The organism is Furfurilactobacillus rossiae (assembly GCF_013394005.1).
Classification (GTDB): domain Bacteria; phylum Bacillota; class Bacilli; order Lactobacillales; family Lactobacillaceae; genus Furfurilactobacillus; species Furfurilactobacillus rossiae.
Map to the genome: position 1 here is coordinate 525,621 of NZ_CP040586.1, position 24,326 is coordinate 549,946.

General features: G+C 43.9%; 25 protein-coding genes. 22 read left to right on the top strand and 3 right to left on the bottom strand.

From position 1 onward, the window contains the following. The first annotated feature begins 123 nt into the window (after window positions 1–123). The 4 genes from LROSL1_RS02425 to LROSL1_RS02440 all read left to right on the top strand — a co-directional run bounded on the left by LROSL1_RS02425 (window position 124) and on the right by LROSL1_RS02440 (window position 4,038). Complete coding sequence (locus LROSL1_RS02425) at window positions 124–780, top strand: ABC transporter ATP-binding protein (RefSeq protein ID WP_178913618.1); 657 nt, start codon at window positions 124–126, stop codon at window positions 778–780. Continuing rightward, window positions 773–1,555 carry an ABC transporter permease gene (locus tag LROSL1_RS02430; RefSeq protein ID WP_178913619.1) on the top strand — a complete coding sequence of 261 codons (783 nt, stop codon included), beginning with the start codon at window positions 773–775 and terminating at the stop codon, window positions 1,553–1,555. The genes LROSL1_RS02425 and LROSL1_RS02430 overlap by 8 nt, the downstream gene beginning before the upstream one ends. A gap of 472 nt (window positions 1,556–2,027) precedes the next feature. Beyond that, on the top strand, window positions 2,028–2,507 hold the full coding sequence (locus LROSL1_RS02435; protein WP_178913620.1) for a PH domain-containing protein: 480 nt from the start codon (window positions 2,028–2,030) through the stop codon (window positions 2,505–2,507). After that, window positions 2,497–4,038 carry a PH domain-containing protein gene (locus tag LROSL1_RS02440; protein WP_178913621.1) on the top strand — a complete coding sequence of 514 codons (1,542 nt, stop codon included), beginning with the start codon at window positions 2,497–2,499 and terminating at the stop codon, window positions 4,036–4,038. The genes LROSL1_RS02435 and LROSL1_RS02440 overlap by 11 nt, the downstream gene beginning before the upstream one ends. A 77-nt stretch (window positions 4,039–4,115) precedes the next feature. Here the strand turns inward: LROSL1_RS02440 and LROSL1_RS02445 are convergent, their stop codons facing one another. Continuing rightward, entirely contained in the window at window positions 4,116–5,030 is a 915-nt protein-coding gene (locus LROSL1_RS02445; RefSeq protein ID WP_178913622.1) for a DUF4097 family beta strand repeat-containing protein, read from the bottom strand. A 324-nt stretch (window positions 5,031–5,354) separates the two neighbouring features. On the opposite strand from LROSL1_RS02445, the gene LROSL1_RS02450 reads away from it, so the two are divergent. From LROSL1_RS02450 to LROSL1_RS02460, 3 genes are all read left to right on the top strand, one after another. After that, window positions 5,355–7,274, top strand: a complete 1,920-nt coding sequence (locus tag LROSL1_RS02450; protein WP_178913623.1) for an ABC transporter ATP-binding protein/permease — start codon at window positions 5,355–5,357, stop codon at window positions 7,272–7,274. 200 nt (window positions 7,275–7,474) lie between these two features. Further along, entirely contained in the window at window positions 7,475–8,065 is a 591-nt protein-coding gene (locus LROSL1_RS02455) for a type IV toxin-antitoxin system AbiEi family antitoxin domain-containing protein (protein WP_178913624.1), read from the top strand. Continuing rightward, a complete protein-coding gene (locus LROSL1_RS02460) occupies window positions 8,062–8,244 on the top strand; it encodes a hypothetical protein (protein WP_225440548.1) in 183 nt (60 codons plus the stop codon). Before LROSL1_RS02455 ends, LROSL1_RS02460 begins: the two co-directional genes overlap by 4 nt. 170 nt (window positions 8,245–8,414) lie before the next feature. Here LROSL1_RS02460 and LROSL1_RS02465 read toward each other — a convergent pair whose 3' ends face one another. Next, window positions 8,415–9,620 (bottom strand): IS110 family RNA-guided transposase, encoded by a 1,206-nt coding sequence (locus LROSL1_RS02465; protein ID WP_225440509.1) that lies wholly within the window; start codon window positions 9,618–9,620, stop codon window positions 8,415–8,417. Window positions 9,621–9,952: 332 nt separating this feature from the next. Here LROSL1_RS02465 and LROSL1_RS02470 point away from each other — a divergent pair, with 332 nt between their 5' ends. The 4 genes from LROSL1_RS02470 (at window position 9,953) to LROSL1_RS02485 (ending at window position 12,421) form a co-directional block, all read left to right on the top strand. Next, window positions 9,953–10,558: a nucleotidyl transferase AbiEii/AbiGii toxin family protein gene (locus tag LROSL1_RS02470; protein WP_225440549.1), complete on the top strand. Its 606-nt coding sequence runs from the start codon at window positions 9,953–9,955 to the stop codon at window positions 10,556–10,558. 37 nt (window positions 10,559–10,595) lie between these two features. Beyond that, complete coding sequence (locus LROSL1_RS02475; protein WP_178913625.1) at window positions 10,596–11,612, top strand: lipoate--protein ligase; 1,017 nt, start codon at window positions 10,596–10,598, stop codon at window positions 11,610–11,612. A 187-nt stretch (window positions 11,613–11,799) separates the two neighbouring features. Then, window positions 11,800–12,156, top strand: a complete 357-nt coding sequence (locus LROSL1_RS02480) for a type II toxin-antitoxin system RelE/ParE family toxin (RefSeq protein ID WP_178913626.1) — start codon at window positions 11,800–11,802, stop codon at window positions 12,154–12,156. Next, window positions 12,140–12,421, top strand: coding sequence for a helix-turn-helix domain-containing protein (locus tag LROSL1_RS02485; protein WP_017260812.1), 282 nt, complete (start codon window positions 12,140–12,142; stop codon window positions 12,419–12,421). Before LROSL1_RS02480 ends, LROSL1_RS02485 begins: the two co-directional genes overlap by 17 nt. 62 nt (window positions 12,422–12,483) lie before the next feature. Here the strand turns inward: LROSL1_RS02485 and LROSL1_RS02490 are convergent, their stop codons facing one another. Next, window positions 12,484–13,386 carry a LysR family transcriptional regulator gene (locus LROSL1_RS02490; protein WP_178913627.1) on the bottom strand — a complete coding sequence of 301 codons (903 nt, stop codon included), beginning with the start codon at window positions 13,384–13,386 and terminating at the stop codon, window positions 12,484–12,486. Between the two features lie 1,125 nt (window positions 13,387–14,511). On the opposite strand from LROSL1_RS02490, the gene LROSL1_RS02495 reads away from it, so the two are divergent. The 11 genes from LROSL1_RS02495 (at window position 14,512) to LROSL1_RS02545 (ending at window position 24,320) form a co-directional block, all read left to right on the top strand. Further along, window positions 14,512–15,783 carry a NupC/NupG family nucleoside CNT transporter gene (locus LROSL1_RS02495; RefSeq protein WP_178913628.1) on the top strand — a complete coding sequence of 424 codons (1,272 nt, stop codon included), beginning with the start codon at window positions 14,512–14,514 and terminating at the stop codon, window positions 15,781–15,783. Window positions 15,784–16,160: 377 nt separating this feature from the next. Further along, window positions 16,161–16,721: a VanZ family protein gene (locus LROSL1_RS02500; protein WP_017260809.1), complete on the top strand. Its 561-nt coding sequence runs from the start codon at window positions 16,161–16,163 to the stop codon at window positions 16,719–16,721. A 167-nt stretch (window positions 16,722–16,888) separates the two neighbouring features. Beyond that, complete coding sequence (gene rsmG / locus LROSL1_RS02505; protein WP_178913629.1) at window positions 16,889–17,620, top strand: 16S rRNA (guanine(527)-N(7))-methyltransferase RsmG; 732 nt, start codon at window positions 16,889–16,891, stop codon at window positions 17,618–17,620. 24 nt (window positions 17,621–17,644) lie between these two features. Beyond that, on the top strand, window positions 17,645–18,493 hold the full coding sequence (gene noc, locus LROSL1_RS02510) for a nucleoid occlusion protein (protein WP_017260807.1): 849 nt from the start codon (window positions 17,645–17,647) through the stop codon (window positions 18,491–18,493). Window positions 18,494–18,520: 27 nt separating this feature from the next. Beyond that, window positions 18,521–19,288 carry a ParA family protein gene (locus LROSL1_RS02515; RefSeq protein WP_017260806.1) on the top strand — a complete coding sequence of 256 codons (768 nt, stop codon included), beginning with the start codon at window positions 18,521–18,523 and terminating at the stop codon, window positions 19,286–19,288. Next, window positions 19,278–20,177, top strand: coding sequence for a ParB/RepB/Spo0J family partition protein (locus tag LROSL1_RS02520; RefSeq protein ID WP_161001961.1), 900 nt, complete (start codon window positions 19,278–19,280; stop codon window positions 20,175–20,177). Before LROSL1_RS02515 ends, LROSL1_RS02520 begins: the two co-directional genes overlap by 11 nt. Window positions 20,178–20,208: 31 nt before the next feature. Continuing rightward, complete coding sequence (locus LROSL1_RS02525; protein ID WP_017260804.1) at window positions 20,209–20,400, top strand: DUF951 domain-containing protein; 192 nt, start codon at window positions 20,209–20,211, stop codon at window positions 20,398–20,400. A 24-nt stretch (window positions 20,401–20,424) separates the two neighbouring features. Next, window positions 20,425–21,528 (top strand): redox-regulated ATPase YchF, encoded by a 1,104-nt coding sequence (gene ychF, locus LROSL1_RS02530; RefSeq protein WP_161001962.1) that lies wholly within the window; start codon window positions 20,425–20,427, stop codon window positions 21,526–21,528. A gap of 25 nt (window positions 21,529–21,553) precedes the next feature. After that, complete coding sequence (locus LROSL1_RS02535; protein ID WP_178913630.1) at window positions 21,554–22,324, top strand: DUF1129 domain-containing protein; 771 nt, start codon at window positions 21,554–21,556, stop codon at window positions 22,322–22,324. A 167-nt stretch (window positions 22,325–22,491) separates the two neighbouring features. Then, on the top strand, window positions 22,492–23,181 hold the full coding sequence (locus LROSL1_RS02540) for a response regulator transcription factor CroR (protein WP_017260801.1): 690 nt from the start codon (window positions 22,492–22,494) through the stop codon (window positions 23,179–23,181). Window positions 23,182–23,183: 2 nt separating this feature from the next. After that, window positions 23,184–24,320 (top strand): sensor histidine kinase, encoded by a 1,137-nt coding sequence (locus LROSL1_RS02545; protein ID WP_026017036.1) that lies wholly within the window; start codon window positions 23,184–23,186, stop codon window positions 24,318–24,320. Window positions 24,321–24,326: the final 6 nt, after the last annotated feature.

The following is a 24,326-nucleotide window of genomic DNA, read 5'->3' on the forward strand; positions in this document are numbered from 1 at the left end:
GCATGTTTAACCACCGAGATGTGGTTTCCGTATTGCCGGAGTCTATCTGGAGTCTTGTAAACGGACAAACGGAAAGCGATGTTTTATGCTTACTTTATAATAAATGAAGAAAGTGGTGAAACGATGACAGCATTGCTGACAATGAACGATATTGACTACCGAGTTGGGGAGCGCCAGATCCTGACAAAAATCAATTTGCGGTTAGAAAAAGAGAGCAACTTGATGGTAGTGGGACCATCTGGTTCCGGTAAAAGCACGATTCTCCAAATTATGGCACGGATGATCTCGCCAAGTGCCGGTCAAATGACATTTGATGGTCATGATGCGTTTACGTATGATCCAATGGTCTACCGCCGAAGGGTGTCATATTGTTTTCAGCAGCCAACGTTATTTGGCAAAACGGTGGCCGACAACCTTAATTTTCCGTTTGAGATTCGTAATCAGGAGATTGATGAGGGACGCCAGCACGAATTGCTCGACCAAGTAAACCTATCGCCGGATTATTTGAATCATGACATTACGGGATTGTCGGGTGGTGAACGACAACGAGTGGCACTTATTCGTAATCTAATATTTGTACCGGACATTTTGCTGCTTGATGAAGTAACGACTGGTTTGGACACGGATAATAAGGGCATTGTGCACGGCTTGGTTGATCATTATCGTGATCGTGGGGGCACCGTGGTGTGGATTACTCACGATGAAAGCGAGATTGCTGCCGCTGATGATCTGTATGAAGTCGTAGCGGGCAAACACAGTCAGGAGGTACATCATGCATAATGCGGTGAATGTTAATAATGTGAGTTTAGCCTTTGCGGCTGGTCTTGTGCTGGTTGCGCTGTTTATTGGTTGGCGTCAGAAGCTTGGTGTTGACCGCGATATGATTATCGGTGTGGTTCGTGCCATTATTCAGCTAACGATTGTTGGCTTCTTACTGAAATACATCTTTGCGGTCAATAACGTGTTGCTCACGTTAGCGATGATTTTGGTGATCATCTTTAACGCGGCTTATAACGCGATGAAACGGGGAAAAGGGATTCCTAATATTTTCTGGTCATCCTTTTGGTCCATCTTAATCAGTACTTCAGTGACGCTAAGTGGTTTGGTTTTGGCAGGCGCGATTAAGTTTGTGCCATCACAGATGATCCCAATTTCGGGCATGATTGCCAGTAACTCGATGGTGGCAATCGGGCTTTGTTATCGCAATATGCGGACGCTTTTTCGGGACCAACGCCAACAAGTGTTGGAACGACTGGCATTAGGTGCCAGTGTGCATGATTCCGCAATTGGTATCGTCCGGGAATGTATCAAAACGGGAATGCAGCCAACGATTGACGCATCTAAAACATACGGGATCGTTAGTTTGCCGGGGATGATGTCCGGACTGATCTTCGCGGGTGTTGATCCGGTTTATGCCATTAAATATCAGATTATGGTGGTGTTCATGTTACTGTCAGCGACCAGCCTCGGGTCTGTCAGCGCTTGTTACATTGCTTACCGCCGTTTCTTTAATGACCAACAACAGTTAATTACCGCATCGGATAATGGCAAATAGCTTTCCACAAAATGTGTGGAGAGTGCTTGCCGTTACGTCGATTAGAGACGCCATACCGTGGGGATCGGTTTCAGCCTCCTGAGAACCGGAGTCTTCTACCTCGATTCTGAGCCGAATAGTTCATCGTCTCAGAACTCGTCCCACAACACTAAATGGCCCCAAACCAGGCCATAAGTGTTGTCGACACGGTACTCTGTCTCTAATCGACTTCACTTCATTGCAGCCACTTGCGGGAGATATAACCTTGCCATTTTTTTGACAGTTCTTGGCCAAACTTAAAACACAAACAGTCTCACAGCAAATTTAATAGTGAAATCTGTAAACGGGTAGTAAATGCTATTCTAAATAAAAATTTTATCCAAAAAAGTGGCGGTGTTATTGGTACACCGCCACTTTTTCGGTATAGTGTGACTAACAAGTTTGAATAATGTGGATATTATGTGGGTCTAGGCAAGAGTGTGGGGGAGAAATCTTGGAAAATGAAACGGAACAGCTGCCACGTCAGATTACGCATGTTTGGCAATTAACTGCTGTAGTGACGGCAATTATTATCGGCGCAATCGGCGGTGGTAGCTTGGCAATTGGATTGAGCAACAGCCTGAGCTTTTTTACGGTGTGCGGGTGGGTTATTATTGGCAGCGCATTGGTGATTCTAATCGCCATGTTGGCACTAGTGCCGTATCGTTGGCGGTTTTGGACTTATCGGATTAGTGACCGCGATGTTGAATTGCATAAGGGGTACTTTTTTCGCAAACAAATCGTGATTCCAATCGCCCGCGTTCAGAATGTGACCCTGGATCAGGGACCATTTTTGCGCTGGCAGAAGCTACAGGAGATCGCGATTGTGACAGCGGCGACATCCCATAAGATTGACGGTGTCAGCCCTGAAACAGCTGAACAGTTGAAAGAGTTAATCATGAAGCTGGCAAAGGAGGCACGCAATGACCTCTAATGGTGGTTCTCACGAGCCAACGCCAGCGCGACATTTACATGCCATTGCGCTGGTGGGATTCTTTATCGAAACGTTGCGGGAATGGATTGTGCCCATCGCGGGTGGTGTCATCGGTAGCTTGGCACTGTATCGTAAACATCCGATGCTTTTTGCAAGTGTCATTGTGATATTGGCAGTCTTTGCGCTAGTGTGGCCGTTGTTGAAGTACGTTACCTTTACGTATCAATTGCTGGACCAGGAAATTTACGTCAAACATGGGTTGATTTTTCGAAAGCAGAATCACGTTCCTTACGATCGCATCCAAAACGTGGCGGTCAAACAGTGGTTTTTTCTCAAGCCATTCGACTTAGTCACATTGGAAGTTGAAACGGCTGGCCATGCCGATGAGGGACCGGAAGTAACACTCATCGCTGTGCCCTTGAGTTTACGTGATGAGTTGGCGTCCCGGCGACGTTTGGCAAACATCGTTGAAGGTGAGAATCAGACAGTATCTGAGTCTGCAAACGGAACGTTACCTGAGTCACAGTTAGCAACGAATGGGACGGCCAGTCAGCCAACATCCGTGTACGAAATTGCGACAAAGGATCTGGTGAAGTTTGCGGCGACCTCACCGGCGTTTCTAACCGCATTGTTGGCGATTATGGCAGTGTATGGTCGTTTGCAAAAACTCATTTCTGAACAGTTATTAGACACAGCCATTAAAGATTTAGGCCAGGCTGGTTGGGTCGTTATTGTGCTAGGAATGTTGGTCGTGGTGCTTGTTTTGTATCTGGGCTCAATTGTCGTCATTGTGATTCAGTATTATCGATTTACATTGAGTTTGTCAGACGGTCAATTGACCACAGTCCGTGGTTTGTTTCAGCGAAAAACGTTGACGTTAGCGCAAAGTCGCATTCAGGCTGTGCGGGTTAGTCAACCGTTGTTGCGGTCATGGTTGCACATGGCGACGGTCAAACTGATCGTGGTGTCGAACTCAAAAAAAGAAAAGGACACCGAAAACGTGGTGATTATGCCCTTGATTGCGGAAGCTGACGTAGATGGTTTCTTGCAACGGTTTGTCACTGACATTCCCGTTGGTCAGGTTAGGCCTAGTCGTCAACGTGGCCGTACCTTATATTATCAACTACGCAATTTTGGGCTAGTTGCGCTGGGGATAGTCCTTGCGATAACGGGGATGACGTTTCCATGGCCGCGGGTGGCAGTGATTGCGGACAGTATCACCATTGTGGTGGTGGTCTTGTTGCTAATTATTCCTGCTTATCTGACGGCGCGGCGGACACAGGTGCAGGTATTGAATGATCACTTTGCGTTTGCCCAGACGAACTTTTTATTTACGCGTGAGCAGTATTACGTGCCACGGCAAAATGTGCAATCGCTGTTGGTCAAACAGAGTAAGTGGCTGCAACAGCGACACTTTGCGTCGTTAACGCTTAACATTCGTTCCGGTAGTGAGGGACGCAAGGTAACTGTCCGTTACTTGCCGGATGAAGCGATTTATTCAGTGTATGACTGGTATCGGCAAGTTGATTAATTTAAAGCATGAAACAAACGAAACAGGCTTCAGTACCATGGCGAAATGTCGTGGACTGAAGCCTGTTTTTTGTGCTGTTATCGTGTTTCGAGTGCTAATGAACCAACAACTGTCATCATGCTGATCATCAAGTCCGATGGATTACCGATGGCACCGGTTTGGTAGTTGCGCTCGTTGTTTGAATAATGTGCGTTGTCGGGTGTTTTTAAACTCCCAATCGATGTTTCCAAGTTAAAGCCATAATCCAATTCGCGTGGCACTTGCAAACGGACGGAACCGGCAGACGACTCGGCGGATAGGTTGCCATCCACTTCTGCAAAACACAGTTTGGCTGTACCGCTAGTTACCTCAAAGCGACCGTGACCATGAGCGTCATCCAGTCGAAGAGAACCGGCTGAGCAACGAACAGAGTAATTACCGCGGGTGTTCATCAAGTGGACGTTGCCGCTCATGGCATTAATCGTGTAGTCATCAGCAGTGAGACTGCGGCCTTTAATTGTGCCAGTGATGGAATCAATACTTAGGCTGCTCGTTTCTACATCATCTAACGAGATTGCGCCGCTAGTTGATGTAATCGCTAAACTACGCAACTTATGCAAGTTATCGATTTCAATTGGACCACTGACTGAACTGATTTCCAGACGGCCATGATAGGTGGTCGGAATCTCCAGTTCGATGCGAATGTTGAGGTTGTCACGTGCTGGCCGTTCACCAGCTGTGATGGCCAGTGTGTCGTCTTCGTGTTTGACATGCGCATAATACGAGGATTCGTCTACCAACATATATTCACGTACCGTCAGTTCGGAACGATCCGTGGACTGTAGCACGATGTTAGCCGCCGAATAATTAATCGTCAGGTGCGCTACGTCGCTCAGCGATTCCGTAAAGGCATTCACTAACATCGGTGCGTGCGTATCCACCCCGATTTCAAACGTCACCTTGCCATTCTCATGACTTGCTCGATGAATAAAGAAATTCCCCAGTCGACTCATTAAAACCATCACCACCGTCAGCATATTTTGACAGTATCGTAGCATGGCTTACGCGCTCTGTGAATAGGGATTGTGTACTTTTTAATTGTCATAATGAAAGTTTAAGGAAGTTGAGGATGATCGTTGCATGGATGCCGATTTTTTAAGACTATATGTTCACGTTAAAAAGCTAAGGGAGCTTTTTCTTTCCATAGGAAACAATTTATTAAGAATCCATTACGACTATCAGTTCACCCCCGTTATCATTTGTATAACGGGGGTGAATTTGCTACTGTTAAGACCAATTTGAATTAACCATAAAATTTTGAAAACGAGGGCAATTTGATGAGCTTTCTAGAGTTGAAGGACATTCACAAATCGTACTACGTGAATAAAGAACCGTTTCCTGTTTTAAAGGGAATTAGTCTTAAGTTTGAACGGGGCGAGTTTGTTTCCATCCTAGGTGAATCTGGTGGTGGGAAATCCACGTTGATGAACATTATCGGTGGCCTTGATCACAACTATGAGGGTGATGTGCTACTGAATGGCAAGTCCATGCATTCCGCGAAGGAACAAGCTATGGACGCCTACCGTCGGCAAACAATTGGGTTCATTTTCCAAAGCTTCAATCTGATTAGCCACTTAACGTTGCTGGACAACGTTATGGTCAGTTTGGAAATGACCAACATGACCCATCACGAACAAGTGGAGCGGGCGACTAGTCTATTGAAGCAAGTTGGCCTGGAAGATCACATTCATAAGTATCCTAACCAGATTTCTGGTGGTCAAAAGCAGCGGGTTGCCATTGCGCGTGCCTTAGCTTCAGACCCAGACGTCATCATTGCCGATGAACCGACTGGTGCGTTGGACTCACAAAACACCAAAGAAATTCTCGAGTTGATGGATGGCATTGCCGAAAGTGGCAAGTTAGTCATCTGTGTCACGCATAGTCAGGATGTGGCCAACCATGGGACGCGAATTGTTCACATGGAAGACGGGAAGATCAATGAAGATCGTGAGCTAAAGGATCCTTTCCCAATCGAAGGCAAACAGTTGTCAACGAAGACAAAGCACCTTAGTTTCCGTTCAACGTTGAAAATGAGTTTGCAGCACATGCGTTACAACACGAAGCGTAACTTGCTTATTGTGTTTGGCGGTTCTATTGGGATCTTCAGTGTTATCCTGATGCTTGCGCTTGGTAACGGGGTTAAGGGGTACATGAATAACCAAATCATGGACCAAATTAATCCGACGACCATTCAAGTCGCTCAAAAGACCGACAAGCAGACGGCGGACGCAGTTGAGATGAAACCGTCTGACCGTGACCGTTTGGCGAAGGTCAAAGGTGTAAAAGAAGCCGTTCTTGGCACCTATGTTCCAAACGGTGTCCAGGTCGATTACAACGGCAAAACGCAGCAAATTCAGCAATTCCAAACTTGGAATAAGACTGAAAAAGAAAGTGACATCAAGACGGGTTCCAAACCCGGCGATAAGGAAATCTTACTGACCAAACGGAATGCGAAGAAGATCAGCAAAGATTACAAGTCGCTAGTAGGTAAGACGGTGACATTGAGTGTGACTGCGATGGATGATAACAATCAGCCCGTTGCGATGACACAAAAGCTCAAAGTATCAGGGATTATCAACTCTGGTACTGACGCAATGTCGTTTGACACTTTGAAGTCGATGTACGCTGCCAAGGGTGCTAAATTACGTGCAAACTTTGTTGCGGTATCAACCAAGGATGTGCAAACAACCAAGACTGTTCAGAACAAGATCAAAGCCTTAAAGACAAACGGTAAGGCGGCGTACGCAATTACTGGTGTCGGGTCTATTCTTGATACGTTGAACACGTACATTTCGCTGGCATTCTATGTATTAGCTGGGATTGCGGCCATTTCACTGCTAGTTTCAGCAATCATGATCATTGTGGTTCTGTACATCAGTGTGTCCGAACGGACCAAGGAAATCGGTGTTCTGCGCGCCTTGGGTGTTCGTCGCCGGGATGTTCGCAACCTGTTTGTTTCCGAGGCGTTCTTCATCGGTTTGTTCAGCGCCATCTTAGGTATTGTGCTCGCTTGGATTGTTCAATTACTAATCAACCACGGCATCAATGGCTTGATTCACTACAGCATCATCCAGATGACACCTGGCTATATTATCTTCGGATTACTAGCAAGCATCATCATCAGTTTATTAGCAGCGCTAGCACCATCACACCAGGCTGCTAAACTGGATCCAATTGAATCGTTGGCGGTGGAATAGTGGGTATGACATTCACCGTTTAAAAGTTAAATCATTGCAAAAATCACTGTGTGGACAGAAGCCTGTCCGTACAGTGATTTTTTTGTTTTCGAAAAAATGCATTTTAACCGATTCCGACACATTCAGATGTTAAATTAAACTTATTTACATATTTAAACATAGTTATATGGTAATATAGTGTTTAAACATGGGAGGCAAATATGCAAAAGGATTCTTTAAAAAAGTTGTTACGGTCTAACAATGGCCAAATTACACGACAACAAATTCTTCAAGCGGGGATTGATCCACACTTGTTGGTCGAACTTACACGAACTGGTAGTTTAGAACGTGTCGATCGAGGCGTTTATATTGATCCCGAAATTTTTGAAGATGATATGTATATTTTGCAATATCGTTTCAGTAAAGGTGTATTTTTCAAAGATTCTGCGTTATTTTTGCATGGAATGATTGACCGAACACCTGGTATTTATGAAATGAATTTTCCACAGAGCTATCACCCTACAGCAATTGGTCGATATCCAGTCAAAGTTTATCGTCAAAAACCCGAATGGCAAAAAATTGGTGTGGAGTTGGTGAAGAGTCCGGGGAACCATCTGGTTCGTACCTATAATGTTGAAAGAACTTTGTGTGACCTATTGAGGACACGTGATGCATCGGACGTTGAAACAATTAAACAAGCTATGGTGTACTTCGCACAAATGAAGAATAAAGATTTACACCGTTTAAGTGAATATGCGGATATCTTTAAGGTGAAAGATAAAATTAGAGCGTACATGGAGGTTCTTCTATGAAACTTGGCTTCACCAATGGACAACAGTTCAAATCTAAAGTTCGGATGCTTGCGAGACAAAAGCATGTTAACCCGCAATTACTTATGCAAGAAGTTGTTCTAGATGAAGTGGCAGATCGTATTGCACATTCTAGGTATCGTCATAATCTTATTCTAAAAGGTGGTTTTTTCTACCTCTAGTCAAGTATTAATATAGGTCTAGCAGTATTTATGTCTTTGAATTGATTTGAACTTAGGGATTCAAAACGGTTTCTTTGCGATTTGAACAGTTTGGAATACGATTTTTGAGTACACTAAATAGACCTTAGCCATTTTATTTTTTGAGTAAGGCTAGTACACTATAGACGTAATCAGAATGATTGGCGCTTGACGCCGTATATATACATCTGATTCGTAATCACGAGATGGTAAATCGTTCGTAACAGGCGACCCATCGCAGCGATGGCAATCCTCTTAGTCCCTGACTGAGGAGATTGTTTTTTTCTGCGTTGATAAAAGTCGTTAATATGATTCGGATGGTAGTGAGCGACCGTCGCGATATTACTGATTGTGCGAAATAGTAGCTTACGGGCAAATGTGTCACCACGCTTACTGATATGGTCAGCGGCCACGAATTCGCCGGATTCATAATGGCGTAAGTCAATGCCAATAAAGGCATTGAGCTTATTAGAGCTACTGAAACGCCGAATATCGCCCAGTTCACCGATTAATAACACAGTGGTTGTCTCCGCAAATCCAGGGATACTCATTAAAATATCAAACTCTGGAAGGGACTTAGCTAACGCTGTCATGGCTTTAATCAGCTGTTGTTTATGACGGGTTAGTTCGCTGACTCGTTTAGCGTGGTAGCGCGTCTGCGACACCGACGGTGCCTCAACGCGATCCGCTGGATACGATGCTTGTGCTAGATGGAGTAATTTCTTTGCGACCATGATCGCGCGATTTAGAGAAATATTCTTGGGAGTCGTTTCCATGATTATTTTTCCTAATCCGTCTGGACTGAGTTCTTCAAGCAGATCGGGGTGTGGATAACGCTGCACGATGTTCCAGTATTGTTCGCCATCCGGTCTACTAAGCAAAGATTCTATTTCCGGGAAAGTTAATTGTAAACTACGATGTAATCGATTCTTCTCACGAACGACATCTTCATTGAGTTGTTCATAGAAGTGACTATCGTCCATCAAGTCGTGGTAAACCGGCTTCTGGTAATATTCCAATCGACGCTTTATAACGAGCTGTGTTTGAGCTAAATGCAAAGCATCGTTATTGTCTGTCTTATTTGGCCGTAGGCTATCTAACTGCTTTTTGGCAGCCAATGGATTCAAACGCGTATAAGCATAATGATTATCTTCTAGAAATCGCTGTACCCGACGAGAGTATACACCTGTGGCTTCAAACACGATTTGCGGTTTTGCGTACTCTTTCATCTCTTTGAGTAAGTTTTGAAAGCCAAACCAGTTATTATCAATCTTGAATTGTTTAACGGTGACACCATCATTCACTATGGCTACTGCCGAAGTAGCCTTACTAACATCAAGACCAAATGCGACTGTCATTTGATTCACCATCTTTCTGAAGTTGTTCCACGTTAATATGATCAATTTAATTTTCAAAACACGACCTGAAGGCCAACAGACTAAGAACAAATTTGGATCATACCGGTGAAGTTGCCATTTTTTATTACGACGTCAAAGCGCCAAAAACTACCACGGCTTGTCAACTTCACCACCACTTTAACAGAAACTAAAAGTGGCGAGAAACGATTCCGTCGAATCATTTCTCGCCACTAAGGTTAGTCTGTTTTAATTGCGTCGATGTTGGGCGTTGACACCCGCTCTACAAGGGACATTGATACTGCAGTTAAGGGATTGCCGGTTAGTAGGGAGAAGTGCAAAAGGTTTTTACAGAAATTCTCAATGCAAGCAAGCCGGATGATGACATCATTATTCGCATCGTGAAAATTGATGACATTCGTGTTGGAGCAGACTATGCGGGTTTTCGTGTTCACTTGCACGCAGATATTTATGCTAGCGAAGTTGAAGCAAAGATTGACGTATCGACTGGAGACACGATTACGCCAAGAGAAGTTTCATGGCATTATCATACGATATTTAATAATCAGGATATTTTAGTTATGGCTTATAATGTTGAAACGATTTTGGCCGAAAAGTTGGAGTCAATGGTGGCAAGAAAAGATCTAAATACACGTTTAAAGGACTACTATGACTTGTATCTATTTGATAAAACACAAATACAAAATATTGATTTCAAAACATTACATTTAGCCATATTAGCAACTTCTAAAGTGAGAGGTACAAGCACACTAGTAGGCAGCTATGTTTCAATCATTGAAGAGTTAAGCGTGAATGACACACTTAAAAAATTGTGGCACAGGTATCAAGACAAAAATGAATATGCACAAGGAATTAAGTATGAAGCAACTTGTTATGCGGCAATTGATTTGGTGAAACGTAGTAAAATAGACGTGAGTTGAAGTCATTTGTTCGTTTGAAAAATCTTGAGGTGATAACATGCGTTATTTAGCTAGTCCAAGTACAGATATTCGTGAAAATTTGGCGATTGAAACATATTTAATGGAGCACGCTAATTTAGATGAACCAATTTTATATTTCTATATTAACTCTCCATGTATTATCGTTGGTCGATACCAAAACGTGCTCGAGGAAATCAATCAAGATTACGTTGACCAACACCATATTATTTTGACTCGTCGAACTTCTGGTGGCGGTGCTGTTTACGACGATCTTGGAAATGTTAGTTTCAGCTTTATTACCAAGGACGACGGGGATGCAGTGGGCAATTTCAAACGGTTCACGGATCCTGTCATCAACGCGTTGCACGAGATGGGTGCGACGGGCGCCGCAATGACTGGCCGAAATGATCTTACAATCGACGGCAAGAAGTTTTCTGGCAATGCGATGCACGTTGAGAAGGGACGGATGTTTTCGCACGGTACCTTGATGTATGATGTCGACCAATCAGTGTTAACTAAGGCCTTGAATGTGCCAGCTGATAAGATTGCATCGAAGGGTATTAAATCGGTTCGGAGTCGTGTTACCAACCTGAAACCACACTTTGCGCCAGCCTATCAAAACCTGACTATTGAAGAATTCAGAGATGCATTAGCAAAGAAAATTTTAAACATTACAAACATTGAAGATGCAAATGCGTATGTATTAGATGATGAGGCATTGGCTGGCGTTCACGATTTGGAGCAACGTTACTTTAAGAACTGGGACTGGATTTATGGCAAGTCACCAGCGTTTAATGTCAAACGACGTGAGCACTTTGCGGCAGGAACGGTGGAATTCTCGCTGAACGTAGATGAGGGTCACATCACGGAGATTCAGATTACTGGCGACTTCTTTGGTCAGGCAGATATTAAAGATGTTGAAAACCATTTGATTGGGACTAAGTATGAGTCAAACGCGGTGAAACAAGTCTTCGACAGCATGGATGTCTCAAAATACTTCGGGAAAGTCACCGAAAATGAATTGGTTGATTTGTTGACGAGACAGGGTGCTTAGAGCTACGGATCCTAAGTTTAAAATGTTATGGTTCTAAATAGACTAGCCTTTAAAAAAACAAAAGGCATTTGAATTACGTATGTTGATAATGATCATAGATTTAAAACTAATAAGAATTGGGAAAATCGAATGATCAATTAACAACGTAAGGTGGTGTCTAATGATAGCATGTGTGCTATCATTGTAAATGAATGATAAACTATACTTTAAATTCGGCCATGAGTTTAAAAGCTTTTTGGACAATCTTCCCAAAAAGGAGCGAGCTAAAATGGTTAGAACCATTCAGGCTATATCACGATTGGGATTGCAAATTGCCATTCGTCAACGTTATGTAAAAAAATTAAAGACTAATCTGTATGAAATTCGGTCAATTCAGGGCAATAATATTCAGCGAGGTATATATTTTCACCTTGAGGAGTCTAACTATTTTATTACTCACGGATTTACAAAAAAGACAGATAAAACACCACAGCGTGAGATTGATCATGCCAAGTCAATTCGGGATGGGAAGATTCGGAGGCACAGAGATGAAGAAAAGTTATGATTTAGATGAGTATGTTGCTGGTCAGCTAAAAGATCCCGAATTCAAACGTGAGTATGATAAGGCTGATCGAGAAATTGTTGCCGCGTTGGCTGTTAAAAACTTACGAGAAGAAATGGGGATTTCTCAACGTGAATTGGCACAAGTGTCTGGGACAGCGCAATCTACAATTGTTAGAATCGAAAATGGCAATTTGGATTTAAAATTGTCGACACTTCAAAAAATTGCACAGAGTGTTGGAAAAGAATTGGAAATTAGACTCGTTTAGTTGAACCTGTTTCGGATAAAAAAGTATCCCCGTCACACCGTGATGGAGATACTTTTTTTTGCTTATTGCCACAATAATTTGTCACCGTACTCACGGCTTAAGTTTTCTCGAATGATTCGTGTCAGTCGTGTGGTGGTGGGCGCTTGTGCCAGTGATTTGTTCACGGCCAAACATAAGGTCCGATAATGCGGTTCATCAAATGGATAGATATTAATGTTCCCAGAAATTCGTTTGAGCGCCAAATCGGGCAGAACACCAAAACCTAGGCCCGCTTCCACCATTGAAATGATTGAGGCGTCATCGATGGAGTAGTTTAGTGAATTAGGTGTGACATTGTACCGGTCCAGCGTCAATTTAGTATCGCGATCATAGTCAGAGTGTTGCAGAATAAAGGTTTTATCCGCTACGTCAGCGCTGGTCATAACATGGCCATTTTTAGGCACAAAGTCCGTCGGCGTCAAACAGTACACTTCGTCCTTAATAAGGGGATGAATCACAATGCTTTCATCGAGTGGCAGCGCCGAAAAGCCCATGTCCAAGGTTCCCAACCGCACGCGCTCTGCAATATCATTAAAGTTCCCTTGGTAAACGGTGATGTTGATATCAGGGTATTGCTGACGAAACTCGCGAATAATGCTAGGCAGCCAATTGAGTAGCACAGATGAGAAAGCGCCAATTCGAATCGTCCCATGTGTTAGACCGTTAATATTGGCTGCTTCTTGGGCCAACCGTTGTTCAGAATTAAGAATATCCTGAATGATTGGATAGACGGTATTCCCGTCGGCAGTGAGCGTCACTCCAGTGCGACTACGAATAAATAGTGGAAAGCCAAGTTGCGTTTCCAACTGACTGATTGAATGGCTGACCGCACTTGGTGTGATGTTAAGTGTTTCGGCAGCAGCAATGAACGTATGCTTATCAACGACGGTGGCAAACACCTGGTAGGCAAAGGATGAAGTGGCCATGAACAGAACCTCGTTTGAATGAATTATGTTGAGTGTAGCAGTAAGCAGCGCAAACAAAAAGCCCTGGGAGAAAATTTCCCAGAGCCTTTCTTACTGCATCAGTCCGTGGATAGAGACTGTTTTACGCTAGAAGCGTGCGACACTCTTATCGTGGGCTGATGCCTTAAGATTATTTCCAATGGTCAAAAGACATCACCCCCTTTCATTTAATGGTAATAGACTAACGCGATCTGGCATGTTAGTCAATTGATAAAACTTGGCAGGAAATTTTGGCTGCTATTTGAATGTGCCGAGGCCTTTTTACGGTATAAAAAGGAAGCAGGTCGTAAACTACTCTCAAGAAAACGGTTGAGGTCTGGCGGCACTTGGGTGTTTGATTGTCGCAGTCAAGTTAGGTTCAACTTTTACAACGTGTCAGAAAATGAAGTGAAATCGCTTAGGAGCGGACTTTGTGTTCGAGAATCACAGTGTAGAAGGAAAGTGAGACCATTGCCACAATAAAATGATCGACCATAACAGGGTGTTACTTGCACCTGCACTAGACCGAAAACGTTTTCCCACCCAAAGGGGACCCGTCATCATATGGCGGGTCCTTTTTTCTTCTCTCATTTTCAGTATTGGAAGTTCCGAATAATGTTTTGACGTTCGGTTGTTTTCAAAAACATTAGTCATGGCTGATCCTTGGCTAAGAATACAATGCCAATAAAGCCGATGTATCAATAGGTGAAACGTTGTACTAAGTTAGAAAATAATTAAAATTATGAAAACGGCGTTCCGTTCGGAAATTACTGTCGGTAAACGTTTTCATTCGTTTTCAATATTCACGTAACCGCTCTAAAAATTAAAAAGGAGCTTCACTGGAGGAATCAATGTTTACACCTAGCTCGATTAACGGTACTATTAATTGGTCAGGGAGGGCGGACTGTACCTTTCCGTTTGCGGAGGCATTTTCAACCAAGCCATTATTTCGTGAAAATTATTCTAAAGTCCGCTTTTCAACTGAAGGAGGGATGAGGTTTTCGACATCGAGATGTGCGTCGAAAAATCGATGCATAACGCTGAGTGGCTCAAATGGGAGCATTTGGGTTGAAACATACCATCATTTTGGAAAGAAGGACATATGTTATGTATTTAGTTGTTAACATCATTGGTGTTATCGTCTACCTGGCGATTGCTTGGGCACTGTCCAAGAACCGCTCGAAGATTAAGTGGCGTTCTGTTGGCATCATGGTTGTCTTAAACTTAGTTATTGCCTGGTTATTAACCAGTTTTGCCGGTGGCCGTGCCGTTGTTAAGGGTGCTGCTGATGGATTTAACTGGTTGGTGCAAGTTGCCTACAAAGGGATCAACTTCGCATTGCCTAACTGGGTTGGTGCTACGGGTACACACCCAGCACCAGTTAACTTCATTACCAGTGCTTTGCTACCAATTCTGTTGATTGTGCCATTATTCGATATCCTGACATACATTGGTGTATTGCCATGGATCATCAAATGGATTGGTCGCGGTTTAAGCTTTATCACTGGTCAACCAAAGTTCGAATCATTCTTCGCCGTTGAAATGATGTTCTTAGGTAACACCGAAGCGCTTGCCGTTTCCAAGTTACAATTGACCACCATGAAGGCTGAACGTGATGTTACTTTGGCAATGATGTCAATGAGTTGTGTTACGGCTTCAATTCTTGGTGCTTACACGCAAATGGTTCCTGGTCAATTTGTTTTGACTGCCGTTCCTTTGAACTGTATCAACGCCTTGATCGTAACCAACATGTTGAACCCTGTTGAAGTTGACCCTGAAGACGACACGATTGCTAAAATCGGTAACGTCGGTGACGAAGGCGGCGAAAGTGAAGCAGCCGCTGAAGAAACTGGCGCTGTTGAATCAAATGGCAAACGTCAACCATTCTTCTCATTCTTGGGTGACTCCATCTTAGGTGCCGGTACTTTGGTTCTGATTATCACTGCCAACGTTATCGCCTTTGTTGCCTTAGCTGGTTTGATCGATAAGTTACTTGGCTTGATCTGGAAGCCATTGTCATTGGAAAGTATCCTTGGTGTTATCATGTTCATCCCAGCTTGGTTGATGGGTTTGAACGTCCACACTGCTTGGGACTTCTCACAATTGATGGGCTTGAAGTTAGTAACAAACGAATTCGTTGTTATGGGTGAAATTACTGGTAAAATTAACCACTTTGCCCCTCACTACCGCGCTATCTTGACTGTCTTCTTAACTTCCTTCGCTAACTTTGGGACTACTGGTATGATTATCGGTGCCTTCAAAGGTATGGTTGGCAAAGAAAAGAACGACATGATTTCTAGCAACGTTGGTTACATGTTACTTTCAGGTATCTTAGTTTCATTACTCTCAGCTGGTATGGTTGGTTTATTCGTTTGGTAATAAGCCCCATTTACTCGATTTAGAAAACTTCATTTTCTCAAATATAAAAAGGCGCCCTTGTGGCGCCTTTTTTTGTTACTATACAAATCGAAAAATTGACGGGCTTACTCGGAATTCTAGGTGAAAACGTAACAATGTACGGCGACATGGAGAGTTAGTGAAGTCGACAGTGGACAGAGTTTCGTGGTCCCATGAAACGGCGTCCACTGTCGACGGAACGAAATTTTAACTTCAAAATTGTTCTTGTCACTCATACCAATGCCCAGCAAACATTACGCAACTTGTTTATGAATTTACCAAGTCTAAGCATGTGAAACCCAAATCATCGCCGGTCAGCGTTAAGCTTAATTATGAAGACGACAAGGAGGGATGCAACAATGATGATTTTTGATCATAATGGGCTGGTAACCAGTCAAATATTAATTGTGCCACTGTTGCTTTTCTTTGCTTTACTTGTCATAAGCGACGTTCGCCATCATCGATTAAAATTTGTTCGGGTGCTTTTTCAGGCTGTTTTATGTGGCTACCTGTGGGCAGTTTTTGACATGACACTTTTTCCAATTAATATCAGTCGCAATGTTGGTACGTTGGCAGCTAGTGGCTATACCTTCCAAGGAGCCATTGATGTCCATCCGTTAGCGATGTGGTATAACTGGCGTCAGCCAACGGTTTTGTATCAGTTAGCTGGTAACGGTTTGATGTTATTGCCACTGACTTTACTGTGCGGTGGTTTATCCGCTAGGTTAAGACCATTCTGGCGTGCAATTGGACTGGCATTTGGCACATCACTTTTTATCGAAACATCTCAACTTGTCATGAATTACTTCAATTTTGGTGAGCGGACGTTTGATTTAAATGATCTGCTTTTAAACACGCTGGGTGGATTACTTGGGTGGATTCTACTCAAGGCTGGGCTCGCAATTTGGCAACGAACCTAAGATGAAACGTAATCAAAATGAGATATGAATTTACAACCGCGACCTTGCGCAGGCAACTGGGTTAAAACCTTGTTGACATCGCTGGGCGCGGTTGTTTTATTGCCTTTTTTTCGGTAAAATGTGTAAGTACGTGAAACACACTGTTGTTTCACATTAAAGGAGTTTTTATGAACCCAGAACAGTTCAAGACTGCCCTAGCTGATCACGGGATTACCTTAACGGATCAGCAACGGGATGCTTTTGATCAGTATTTTAATTTACTGGTTGAAACCAATAAAAAATTTAATTTAACCACGATTACGGCTGAGTCAGACGTTTATCTCAAGCACTTTTATGACTCCATCACAGTCGCGTTGTTTGTGCCGGAGTTGCAAACGCAATCTGTGACTTTATGTGATGTCGGTGCGGGTGCTGGTTTTCCATCGATCCCGCTGAAGATATTGTTCCCACAATTGAAGGTCACCATTGTGGATTCGCTAAACAAGCGGATTAACTTTTTACAAGAATTAGTGACCACTTTGGGATTGCGTGACGTCACGTTGGTCCATGATCGTGCTGAGACATTTGGGGCGAGAAAGTCACCTCAACGCGAGCAATTTGACTACGTTACAGGACGTGCACTGGCTCGAATGAGTGTCATGAGTGAGTTGTGTTTGCCGTTAGTCAAGGTTGGTGGACAAATGTTGGCCATGAAGGCTAGTGGTGCCAACGAAGAACTGACGGATGCGACATACGCGATTCACACGCTTGGTGGGAAGGTTAGTCAAAGCCATCAGTTCGAGCTGCCAGTTTCTGGAGACCCACGGGAAATCATTGTTTTGGATAAGGTTCGGGCAACACCCGGACGTTATCCACGTCGTCCTGGAACGCCAAACAAAGAACCGTTACACGCACACTAATGGTTGGTGAAAGGAAAATAACGGATGCCTTTTTCATTATTTGGGAATCGAAATAAAAGCGATGAAAAACCGCAACAGAAAATTGAACAGTTAGCGCTGACTGCCATTGAACCCAATCGTTTTCAACCACGACAAGTGTTTGATGAAAATGCTATTGCTGAGTTGGCTGAAACGATTAAGGCACATGGGTTGCTTCAGCCGATCGTCGTTCGCGAATACGAGACTGGCAAGTATGAAATTATTGCTGGTGAACGTCGTTTTCGTGCGGTGACTTCGCTGAATTGGGAAACCATTCCGGCCATCGTTGAAAAGATGGACGATCATGAGACAGCGTCATTAGCGTTGATTGAAAACTTGCAACGCGAGGAACTTTCGGCTGTTGAAGAAGCTCAGGCTTATCAACAATTGATGGCGCTTAACGATGTTACCCAGACCCAGCTAGCAAAGGGTGTCGGCAAGAGTCAATCGGCGGTTGCAAACAAATTGCGTTTATTAAAGCTCAGTCAACCAGTTTTGGATGCTATCAGTGCTAAGAAGATTTCCGAACGTCATGGACGGGCGTTACTGCCGTTAAATGCCGATCAGCAACGACACGTGTTAATGCAGATTGAAGATCGCGATATGAACGTTAAGGCTACTGAACGGTTGGTTTCAGAACTAACGACAGAAAAGCCAGTTACACCACAACGGCCAAAGAAACGGTTGCGAGGCTTGACGTCCGATACTCGCATCGCGGTTAATACGATTAAAGAGTCGGCCAAGATGATTCGTGACACCGGCTTATCCGTTCATGTGCACGAAGAAAACACCGATGATGGGTATCGTATTGTTATCGATTTACCAAAAGATGGTCATAGTGGCAGCAAGAATTAAGCAAAGGGATATGAGGAGTTAACGTTGATGGGATATGTAATTGCGCTCGCAAATCAAAAGGGTGGTGTTGGTAAAACAACGACCAGCGTCAACCTTGGTGCGTGCCTGGCTAACCAGGGTCAAAAGATTCTATTAGTCGACACAGATGCTCAGGGTAATGCAACGAGTGGGATTGGGATTCAAAAAGCCAACATTCAAAAAGATATTTACGACGTGTTGGTTAATGAAACACCAATTTCAGAAGTTATTTTACCGACTAATCATCCAGGTATGGATATTGTACCCGCAACGATTCAGTTGTCCGGTGCTGAAATTGAACTGACTAACTTGATGGCCCGTGAAACGCGGCTTAAGGATGCCCTTCAAGAGGTGCATGACGACTATGACTTCATCTTAATCGACTGCCCACCGTCACTTGGACTGCTTACGATCAACGCTTTCACAGCCAGCGACTCCATTTTGATTCCCGTGCAAAGTGAATATTACGCTTTGGAAGGACTCAGTCAGTTATTAAATACAATTAAACTGGTTCAGAAACATTTTAACCGTAGTTTGCGCATCGAAGGGGTATTACTAACCATGTTTGATGCCCGGACTAATTTGGGTGCTCAGGTTAACGCCGAAGTTCAAAAGTACTTTGGTGATCGCGTCTATAAGACAATTATTCCGCGTAACGTTCGTTTGTCAGAAGCGCCTAGTCACGGACTCGCTATCATAGATTACGATCCGAAGTCACGAGGCGCCGAAGTTTATTCACAATTAGCAGAGGAGGTCCTCGAAGCGCATGGCAAGTAAGAAAACGACTGGAAAAGGCCTCGGCAAGGGAATTAACGCGTTGTTCGAGGAAAATGGGTTGGCTGACAGTCTCAATGATGTGACTGCTGAACAAGTCGAGGATGTTGCACTCTCGGACATTCGGCCTAATCCGTATCAACCACGGCGCACGTTTGACCGTAAGGCGCTAAAAGAACTCGCAAGCTCAATTGAAAAATCAGGGGTCTTTCAACCAATCATTGTTCGACAACCTGATGAAAAATTAAATCGTTACGAAATTATTGCCGGCGAACGCCGTTTTCGGGCGTCTAAGTTAGCTGGTAAGAGTAGTATTCCTGCCATCGTTCGGACTATGAATGAACAGGAAATGATGGAAGTTGCTGTGTTGGAAAACCTGCAACGTGAAGATCTAACCCCGCTTGAAGAAGCTGAGGCCTACCAAACGTTGATGAGTAAGCTCAACCTGACGCAAGCTGAGGTATCAGCACGTTTAGGTAAGAGCCGGCCATACATTGCTAACTACATTCGTTTGCTTGGATTACCGGATGTCATTAAAAAAATGTTGGCTGATAACGAGTTATCAATGGGTCAAGCAAGAACATTGCTTGGTTTGAAAGATAAGCGTAAAGTGGTTGCGCTGGCTCGCCGGGTCGTTAAGAACGGTATGACCGTGCGTGAGCTGGAAAAAGTTGTTGGTGAGATGAATGGTGACAAGCAAAAAGTTGCCAAGACTCCAGTAAAGAAGTCTGCCTACGTACGGGCTTCTGAGGATCAGCTACAAGAGAAGTTTGGCACGAAAGTTCAAATTTCAAACGCCAACAATGAGGGTCAAGGGCACATTGAAATTGACTATATGTCAAATGATGATCTTAGCCGGATCTTAGATATTTTAGGCATCTCATTGGATTAGTTGTTAACACGAAAACAGCGGAGGTTAAGCGATGTACGACAAAGGCGACGTTGTTGAAATGAAAAAGCCACATCCGTGTGGCACGAATGAGTGGGAAATTTTGCGTTTAGGCGCAGACATTAAGATTAAATGCCTCGGTTGTGGGCACATGATAATGATGCCACGGCGGGAGTTCGAAAAGAAACTCAAGAAGATTCTCCGCAAGGCATCGGCAGCCGAATAAACAAAGAAAGTGTGAAGGGTTAACATGGCTTTAACAGCAGGAATTGTTGGACTACCAAACGTTGGTAAGTCCACGCTTTTCAACGCAATTACCAAGGCGGGTGCCGAAATGGCAAACTACCCGTTCGCAACGATTGAACCAAACGTGGGAATGGTCGAAGTACCTGACTCACGGCTTGACCGGATTCAAGAAATCGAACCAGCTGACAAGGTTGTGCCAACAACGTTTGAGTTCACCGATATTGCTGGGATCGTTAAGGGTGCCAGTAAGGGTGAAGGACTAGGCAACAAGTTCCTTGAAAACATTCGTCAGGTTAACGCGATTGTTCACGTGGTCCGGGCTTTTGATGACGACAACATCACCAGTGTTACAGGAACGGTTGAACCATTGGAAGATATTGACACCATTAACACTGAGCTGATTATTGCCGACTTGGATGCTGTGAACAAACGGTATGCCAAGGTTGAGAAGGCGGCGACGAACGCTAAGGAAAAGGATGCTATTGCTGAATATGGTGTTCTGAAGCGCATCAAACCAGTTTTGGAAGCCGGTAAATCCGTGCGGACGTTGGACTTTGACAAGGACGAACAGAAAATCGTCAACGGTTTGTTCTTATTAACATCCAAGCCAGTTCTGTACGTGGCCAACATTGCTGAAGATGACATGGCTGACCCGGAAGCTTCTGAGTATGTTAAGCAGATTGAAAAGTTTGCGGCCACAGAAGGCAGTGGTGTAGTTGCTGTTTCGGCGAAGACTGAAGAAGAAATTGCCGAAATGGATGACGAAGATAAGCCAGAGTTCCTTGAAGCTGAAGGGGTTGACGAACCAGGCTTAAACAAGTTGATTCGTGCTTCATACAAACTGCTCGGTTTGGAGACATTCTTTACTGCTGGTGGTAAGGAAACCCGTGCATGGACTTACCGTGCCGGCACAAAGGCACCACAAGCCGCCGGAATCATTCACTCGGACTTCGAACGTGGATTTATCCGCGCCGAAGTTATGTCCTTTAACGATTTAGACAGTCTTGGCAGTGTTCAAAAGGTCCGTGAAGCTGGTAAGTTACGGCTTGAAGGTAAGGATTATGTCATGCAAGACGGCGACATCGTTGAATTCCGGTTCAACGTTTAGAAATTGACACATAAGGAGATTTATTGTGACTGAAGAAAATCGCGAACGTAACGCGGGTGCTAAGCAAGAGCATCATGGTCAAATTCGGACTGATACAAGCCGTTTTAATGATCAAGGGTTGACTAAACGTAACGAAGAATTCATGTACCAGTTAAACAAGATCCTGGATCAACGGGATTATACTGGTGAACAGCGTAATGTTAAAGTGGATGACACGTTAAACAAGTTGAAGGAGGGCCAAAAGACTGGTCAAACAGCAAAACAACTGTTTGGCACGCCAACAGCCCACGCCGATGAACTGATCAACGGGCCTGCCAAGAACACGAATGGTGATGGCACTGAACCAGCTGGCTTCTGGCCAACTGCCGCTGATAGTGCGTTGAGTATCTTGGCCATTTTCACAGCGATGTACGGAATCTTGGGCTTCTTCTCCAAACAGCCAGCACAGCAATCTGGTCAAATGGGGATTGTCGGTATTCTGATCGTGTCAATTGTCTTTGGCCTTGGTTGGTCATGGTTAACGCCAATGCTAAACCCAACGGATCGTCGCAAACGTTTGCCATTATGGCGAATCCTGTTAGCAATGGCAGGACTACTGGTATTAATTCTGGTTCTCTTCATGGGTGTCAGCTTATTACCACCAGTTGTTAACCCGATCTTGCCAGCATGGTTATATATCCTGTTGGCCTTGGCGGCATTTGGTGCTGACTTGTGGCTCCGTCGCCGTTTCAACATCATTGGTGGGATGTTTGCTAACCCTAACAACGCGCGGAACAGACAGAATCAGCGTAAGTAAATTTGGAAATTTTAAAGCTGCCATTAAAATGGTGGCTTTTTCCTTTGCTCTTTCTTAATTTGTCCCAGCCGTCAATGTCTAGTAGAATAGACCACAGGTATTTCGCTCCGTAATCAATCTGGTTACGTTGAGCACACCACGTGTTCCAATAATGGAGGAAAATGTCGATGAAGATTTTAGTGGTTGACGACGACAAAGAAATCGCACAGTTATTAGAAATTTACATTAAAAATGAAGGTTACGAACCAATCTCAGCCTATACCGGTAAGGATGCTTTAACAAAGTTGAACACCAATCCCGATATTGGTTTGATGATTTTGGACATCATGATGCCTGAAATGAATGGGATTGAAGTGGTTAAGCAAGTTCGTAAGGACTCACAAATTCCGATCTTGATTCTATCGGCTAAGACTGGTGACATGGACAAGATTCAAGGACTGATCTCTGGAGCTGATGACTACGTTACTAAGCCATTCAACCCGCTTGAAGTAATGGCTCGGGTAAAGTCATTGTTACGCCGGTCTGAGGATCACGTTACCAGTGACACACCTGATGTTTTAGACATTGGACCATTGACCATCAACAAAGACTCACACGAAGTCAAAACGATTGATGGGCAAACGATTCAATTGACAGCTCTGGAATTTGGTATTTTATACCTGTTGGCGAGTCATCCCAACCGTGTCTTCTCAGCTGATGACATCTTTGAACGTGTTTGGCAACAAGAATCGGTTGTATCCGCAAAAACGGTTATGGTTCACGTGAGTCATTTACGTGACAAGATTGAAGAAGCAACTAACGGTGAAAAGGTCATTGAAACCGTTTGGGGCGTTGGTTACAAGATTGAGGCACACTAATGATGAAACTAACTCCACGCGAAAAGTGGTCGTTAATTTTTGAAGGGGTAGTAACCATTGTGTTGCTGCTCCTTTTAAATCTATCGCTGGTTGTGATTTTGAATGATCTTTTGCACTCTAATCCGGGGATCGCCGGTGGGGTGTACATGATCAAACGGTCACTGGTGATTGGTGGACGGTACATTTGGAGCTATCAAAATATTTTTATTGCAGTCATGATCCTCATTGACTGCGCTGTTTTGTACTGGCGGCTGATTAGACGCTATCACCTTTACCAGATGAATCATATCATAGATGAATTGCACTACATTTCAGACGGTCACTTGGAGCACCGCATTTCATTCAAACTGAATCATCGTTTGCAACGAGTTGTGGATTCAGTCAACTCATTGGTTGATTCCGCCACACAGTCGATGAATGATGAACGACAGGCAGAACGTTCTAAGGATGAATTGATTACAAACGTCAGTCATGATATTCGGACACCATTGACGTCCATCATTGGCTATTTAGGTTTGATTGAGAATAATCAGTATCAGACAGATGAAGATTTGGTCAAGTACTCTCACATTGCCTATTTAAAGGCCACTCAGATGAAATCGTTGGTGGAAGATCTGTTTGAGTACCTGAAAATGCGTGGTACTGAAGCTGAGCTAACCATTAATGAAATTAACTTCAGTCAAATGCTCGAGCAGTTAGCGGCTAGTTATGAATTGGAAGCGAGTCGAAAACAACTGACAATTACGTCGACGACTGTTCCTGACAACATTATGATGGAAGCCGATGCTGAGAAGTTGGGGCGTGTGTTCAATAACCTGATTTCAAACGCACTTAAGTATGGTGAGAATGCGACGTTTATCGAACTTAATGCCAAACTAAAGGGCAATGAAGTCATCGTACGTGTTTCCAACGATGGTCGTGAAATTCCAACGGCAGCGTTGAATCAGCTGTTTGAACGTTTCTACCGCGTTGAAGAATCGCGTTCGAAGGAAACTGGCGGGACTGGTCTGGGCTTGGCAATTGCACAGAGTATTGTTGAGCGTCATGGCGGCTATATCTTTGCTGAGTCCGATGAAAACCTCACGAGTTTTGTGATCCACTTACCGATTCATCACGATCAGCCTTTACAACAACCGTAAATAACT

Excerpts from the sequence above, each read along its gene's own strand:
- rsmG (WP_178913629.1), top strand. The coding sequence starts at position 16,889 with ATGAACCCAGAACAGTTCAAGACTGCCCTAGCTGATCACGGGATTACC.
- ychF (WP_161001962.1), top strand. The coding sequence starts at position 20,425 with ATGGCTTTAACAGCAGGAATTGTTGGACTACCAAACGTTGGTAAGTCC.
- LROSL1_RS02540 (WP_017260801.1), top strand. The coding sequence starts at position 22,492 with ATGAAGATTTTAGTGGTTGACGACGACAAAGAAATCGCACAGTTATTA.
- LROSL1_RS02515 (WP_017260806.1), top strand. The coding sequence starts at position 18,521 with ATGGGATATGTAATTGCGCTCGCAAATCAAAAGGGTGGTGTTGGTAAA.
- LROSL1_RS02455 (WP_178913624.1), top strand. The coding sequence starts at position 7,475 with ATGCAAAAGGATTCTTTAAAAAAGTTGTTACGGTCTAACAATGGCCAA.
- LROSL1_RS02425 (WP_178913618.1), top strand. The coding sequence starts at position 124 with ATGACAGCATTGCTGACAATGAACGATATTGACTACCGAGTTGGGGAG.
- LROSL1_RS02465 (WP_225440509.1), bottom strand. The coding sequence starts at position 9,620 with ATGACAGTCGCATTTGGTCTTGATGTTAGTAAGGCTACTTCGGCAGTA.
- LROSL1_RS02445 (WP_178913622.1), bottom strand. The coding sequence starts at position 5,030 with ATGAGTCGACTGGGGAATTTCTTTATTCATCGAGCAAGTCATGAGAAT.
- LROSL1_RS02485 (WP_017260812.1), top strand. The coding sequence starts at position 12,140 with ATGAAGAAAAGTTATGATTTAGATGAGTATGTTGCTGGTCAGCTAAAA.
- LROSL1_RS02490 (WP_178913627.1), bottom strand. The coding sequence starts at position 13,386 with ATGGCCACTTCATCCTTTGCCTACCAGGTGTTTGCCACCGTCGTTGAT.
- noc (WP_017260807.1), top strand. The coding sequence starts at position 17,645 with ATGCCTTTTTCATTATTTGGGAATCGAAATAAAAGCGATGAAAAACCG.
- LROSL1_RS02440 (WP_178913621.1), top strand. The coding sequence starts at position 2,497 with ATGACCTCTAATGGTGGTTCTCACGAGCCAACGCCAGCGCGACATTTA.
- LROSL1_RS02500 (WP_017260809.1), top strand. The coding sequence starts at position 16,161 with ATGATGATTTTTGATCATAATGGGCTGGTAACCAGTCAAATATTAATT.
- LROSL1_RS02520 (WP_161001961.1), top strand. The coding sequence starts at position 19,278 with ATGGCAAGTAAGAAAACGACTGGAAAAGGCCTCGGCAAGGGAATTAAC.
- LROSL1_RS02525 (WP_017260804.1), top strand. The coding sequence starts at position 20,209 with ATGTACGACAAAGGCGACGTTGTTGAAATGAAAAAGCCACATCCGTGT.
- LROSL1_RS02545 (WP_026017036.1), top strand. The coding sequence starts at position 23,184 with ATGAAACTAACTCCACGCGAAAAGTGGTCGTTAATTTTTGAAGGGGTA.
- LROSL1_RS02480 (WP_178913626.1), top strand. The coding sequence starts at position 11,800 with ATGAATGATAAACTATACTTTAAATTCGGCCATGAGTTTAAAAGCTTT.
- LROSL1_RS02495 (WP_178913628.1), top strand. The coding sequence starts at position 14,512 with ATGTATTTAGTTGTTAACATCATTGGTGTTATCGTCTACCTGGCGATT.
- LROSL1_RS02430 (WP_178913619.1), top strand. The coding sequence starts at position 773 with ATGCATAATGCGGTGAATGTTAATAATGTGAGTTTAGCCTTTGCGGCT.
- LROSL1_RS02475 (WP_178913625.1), top strand. The coding sequence starts at position 10,596 with ATGCGTTATTTAGCTAGTCCAAGTACAGATATTCGTGAAAATTTGGCG.
- LROSL1_RS02460 (WP_225440548.1), top strand. The coding sequence starts at position 8,062 with ATGAAACTTGGCTTCACCAATGGACAACAGTTCAAATCTAAAGTTCGG.
- LROSL1_RS02450 (WP_178913623.1), top strand. The coding sequence starts at position 5,355 with ATGAGCTTTCTAGAGTTGAAGGACATTCACAAATCGTACTACGTGAAT.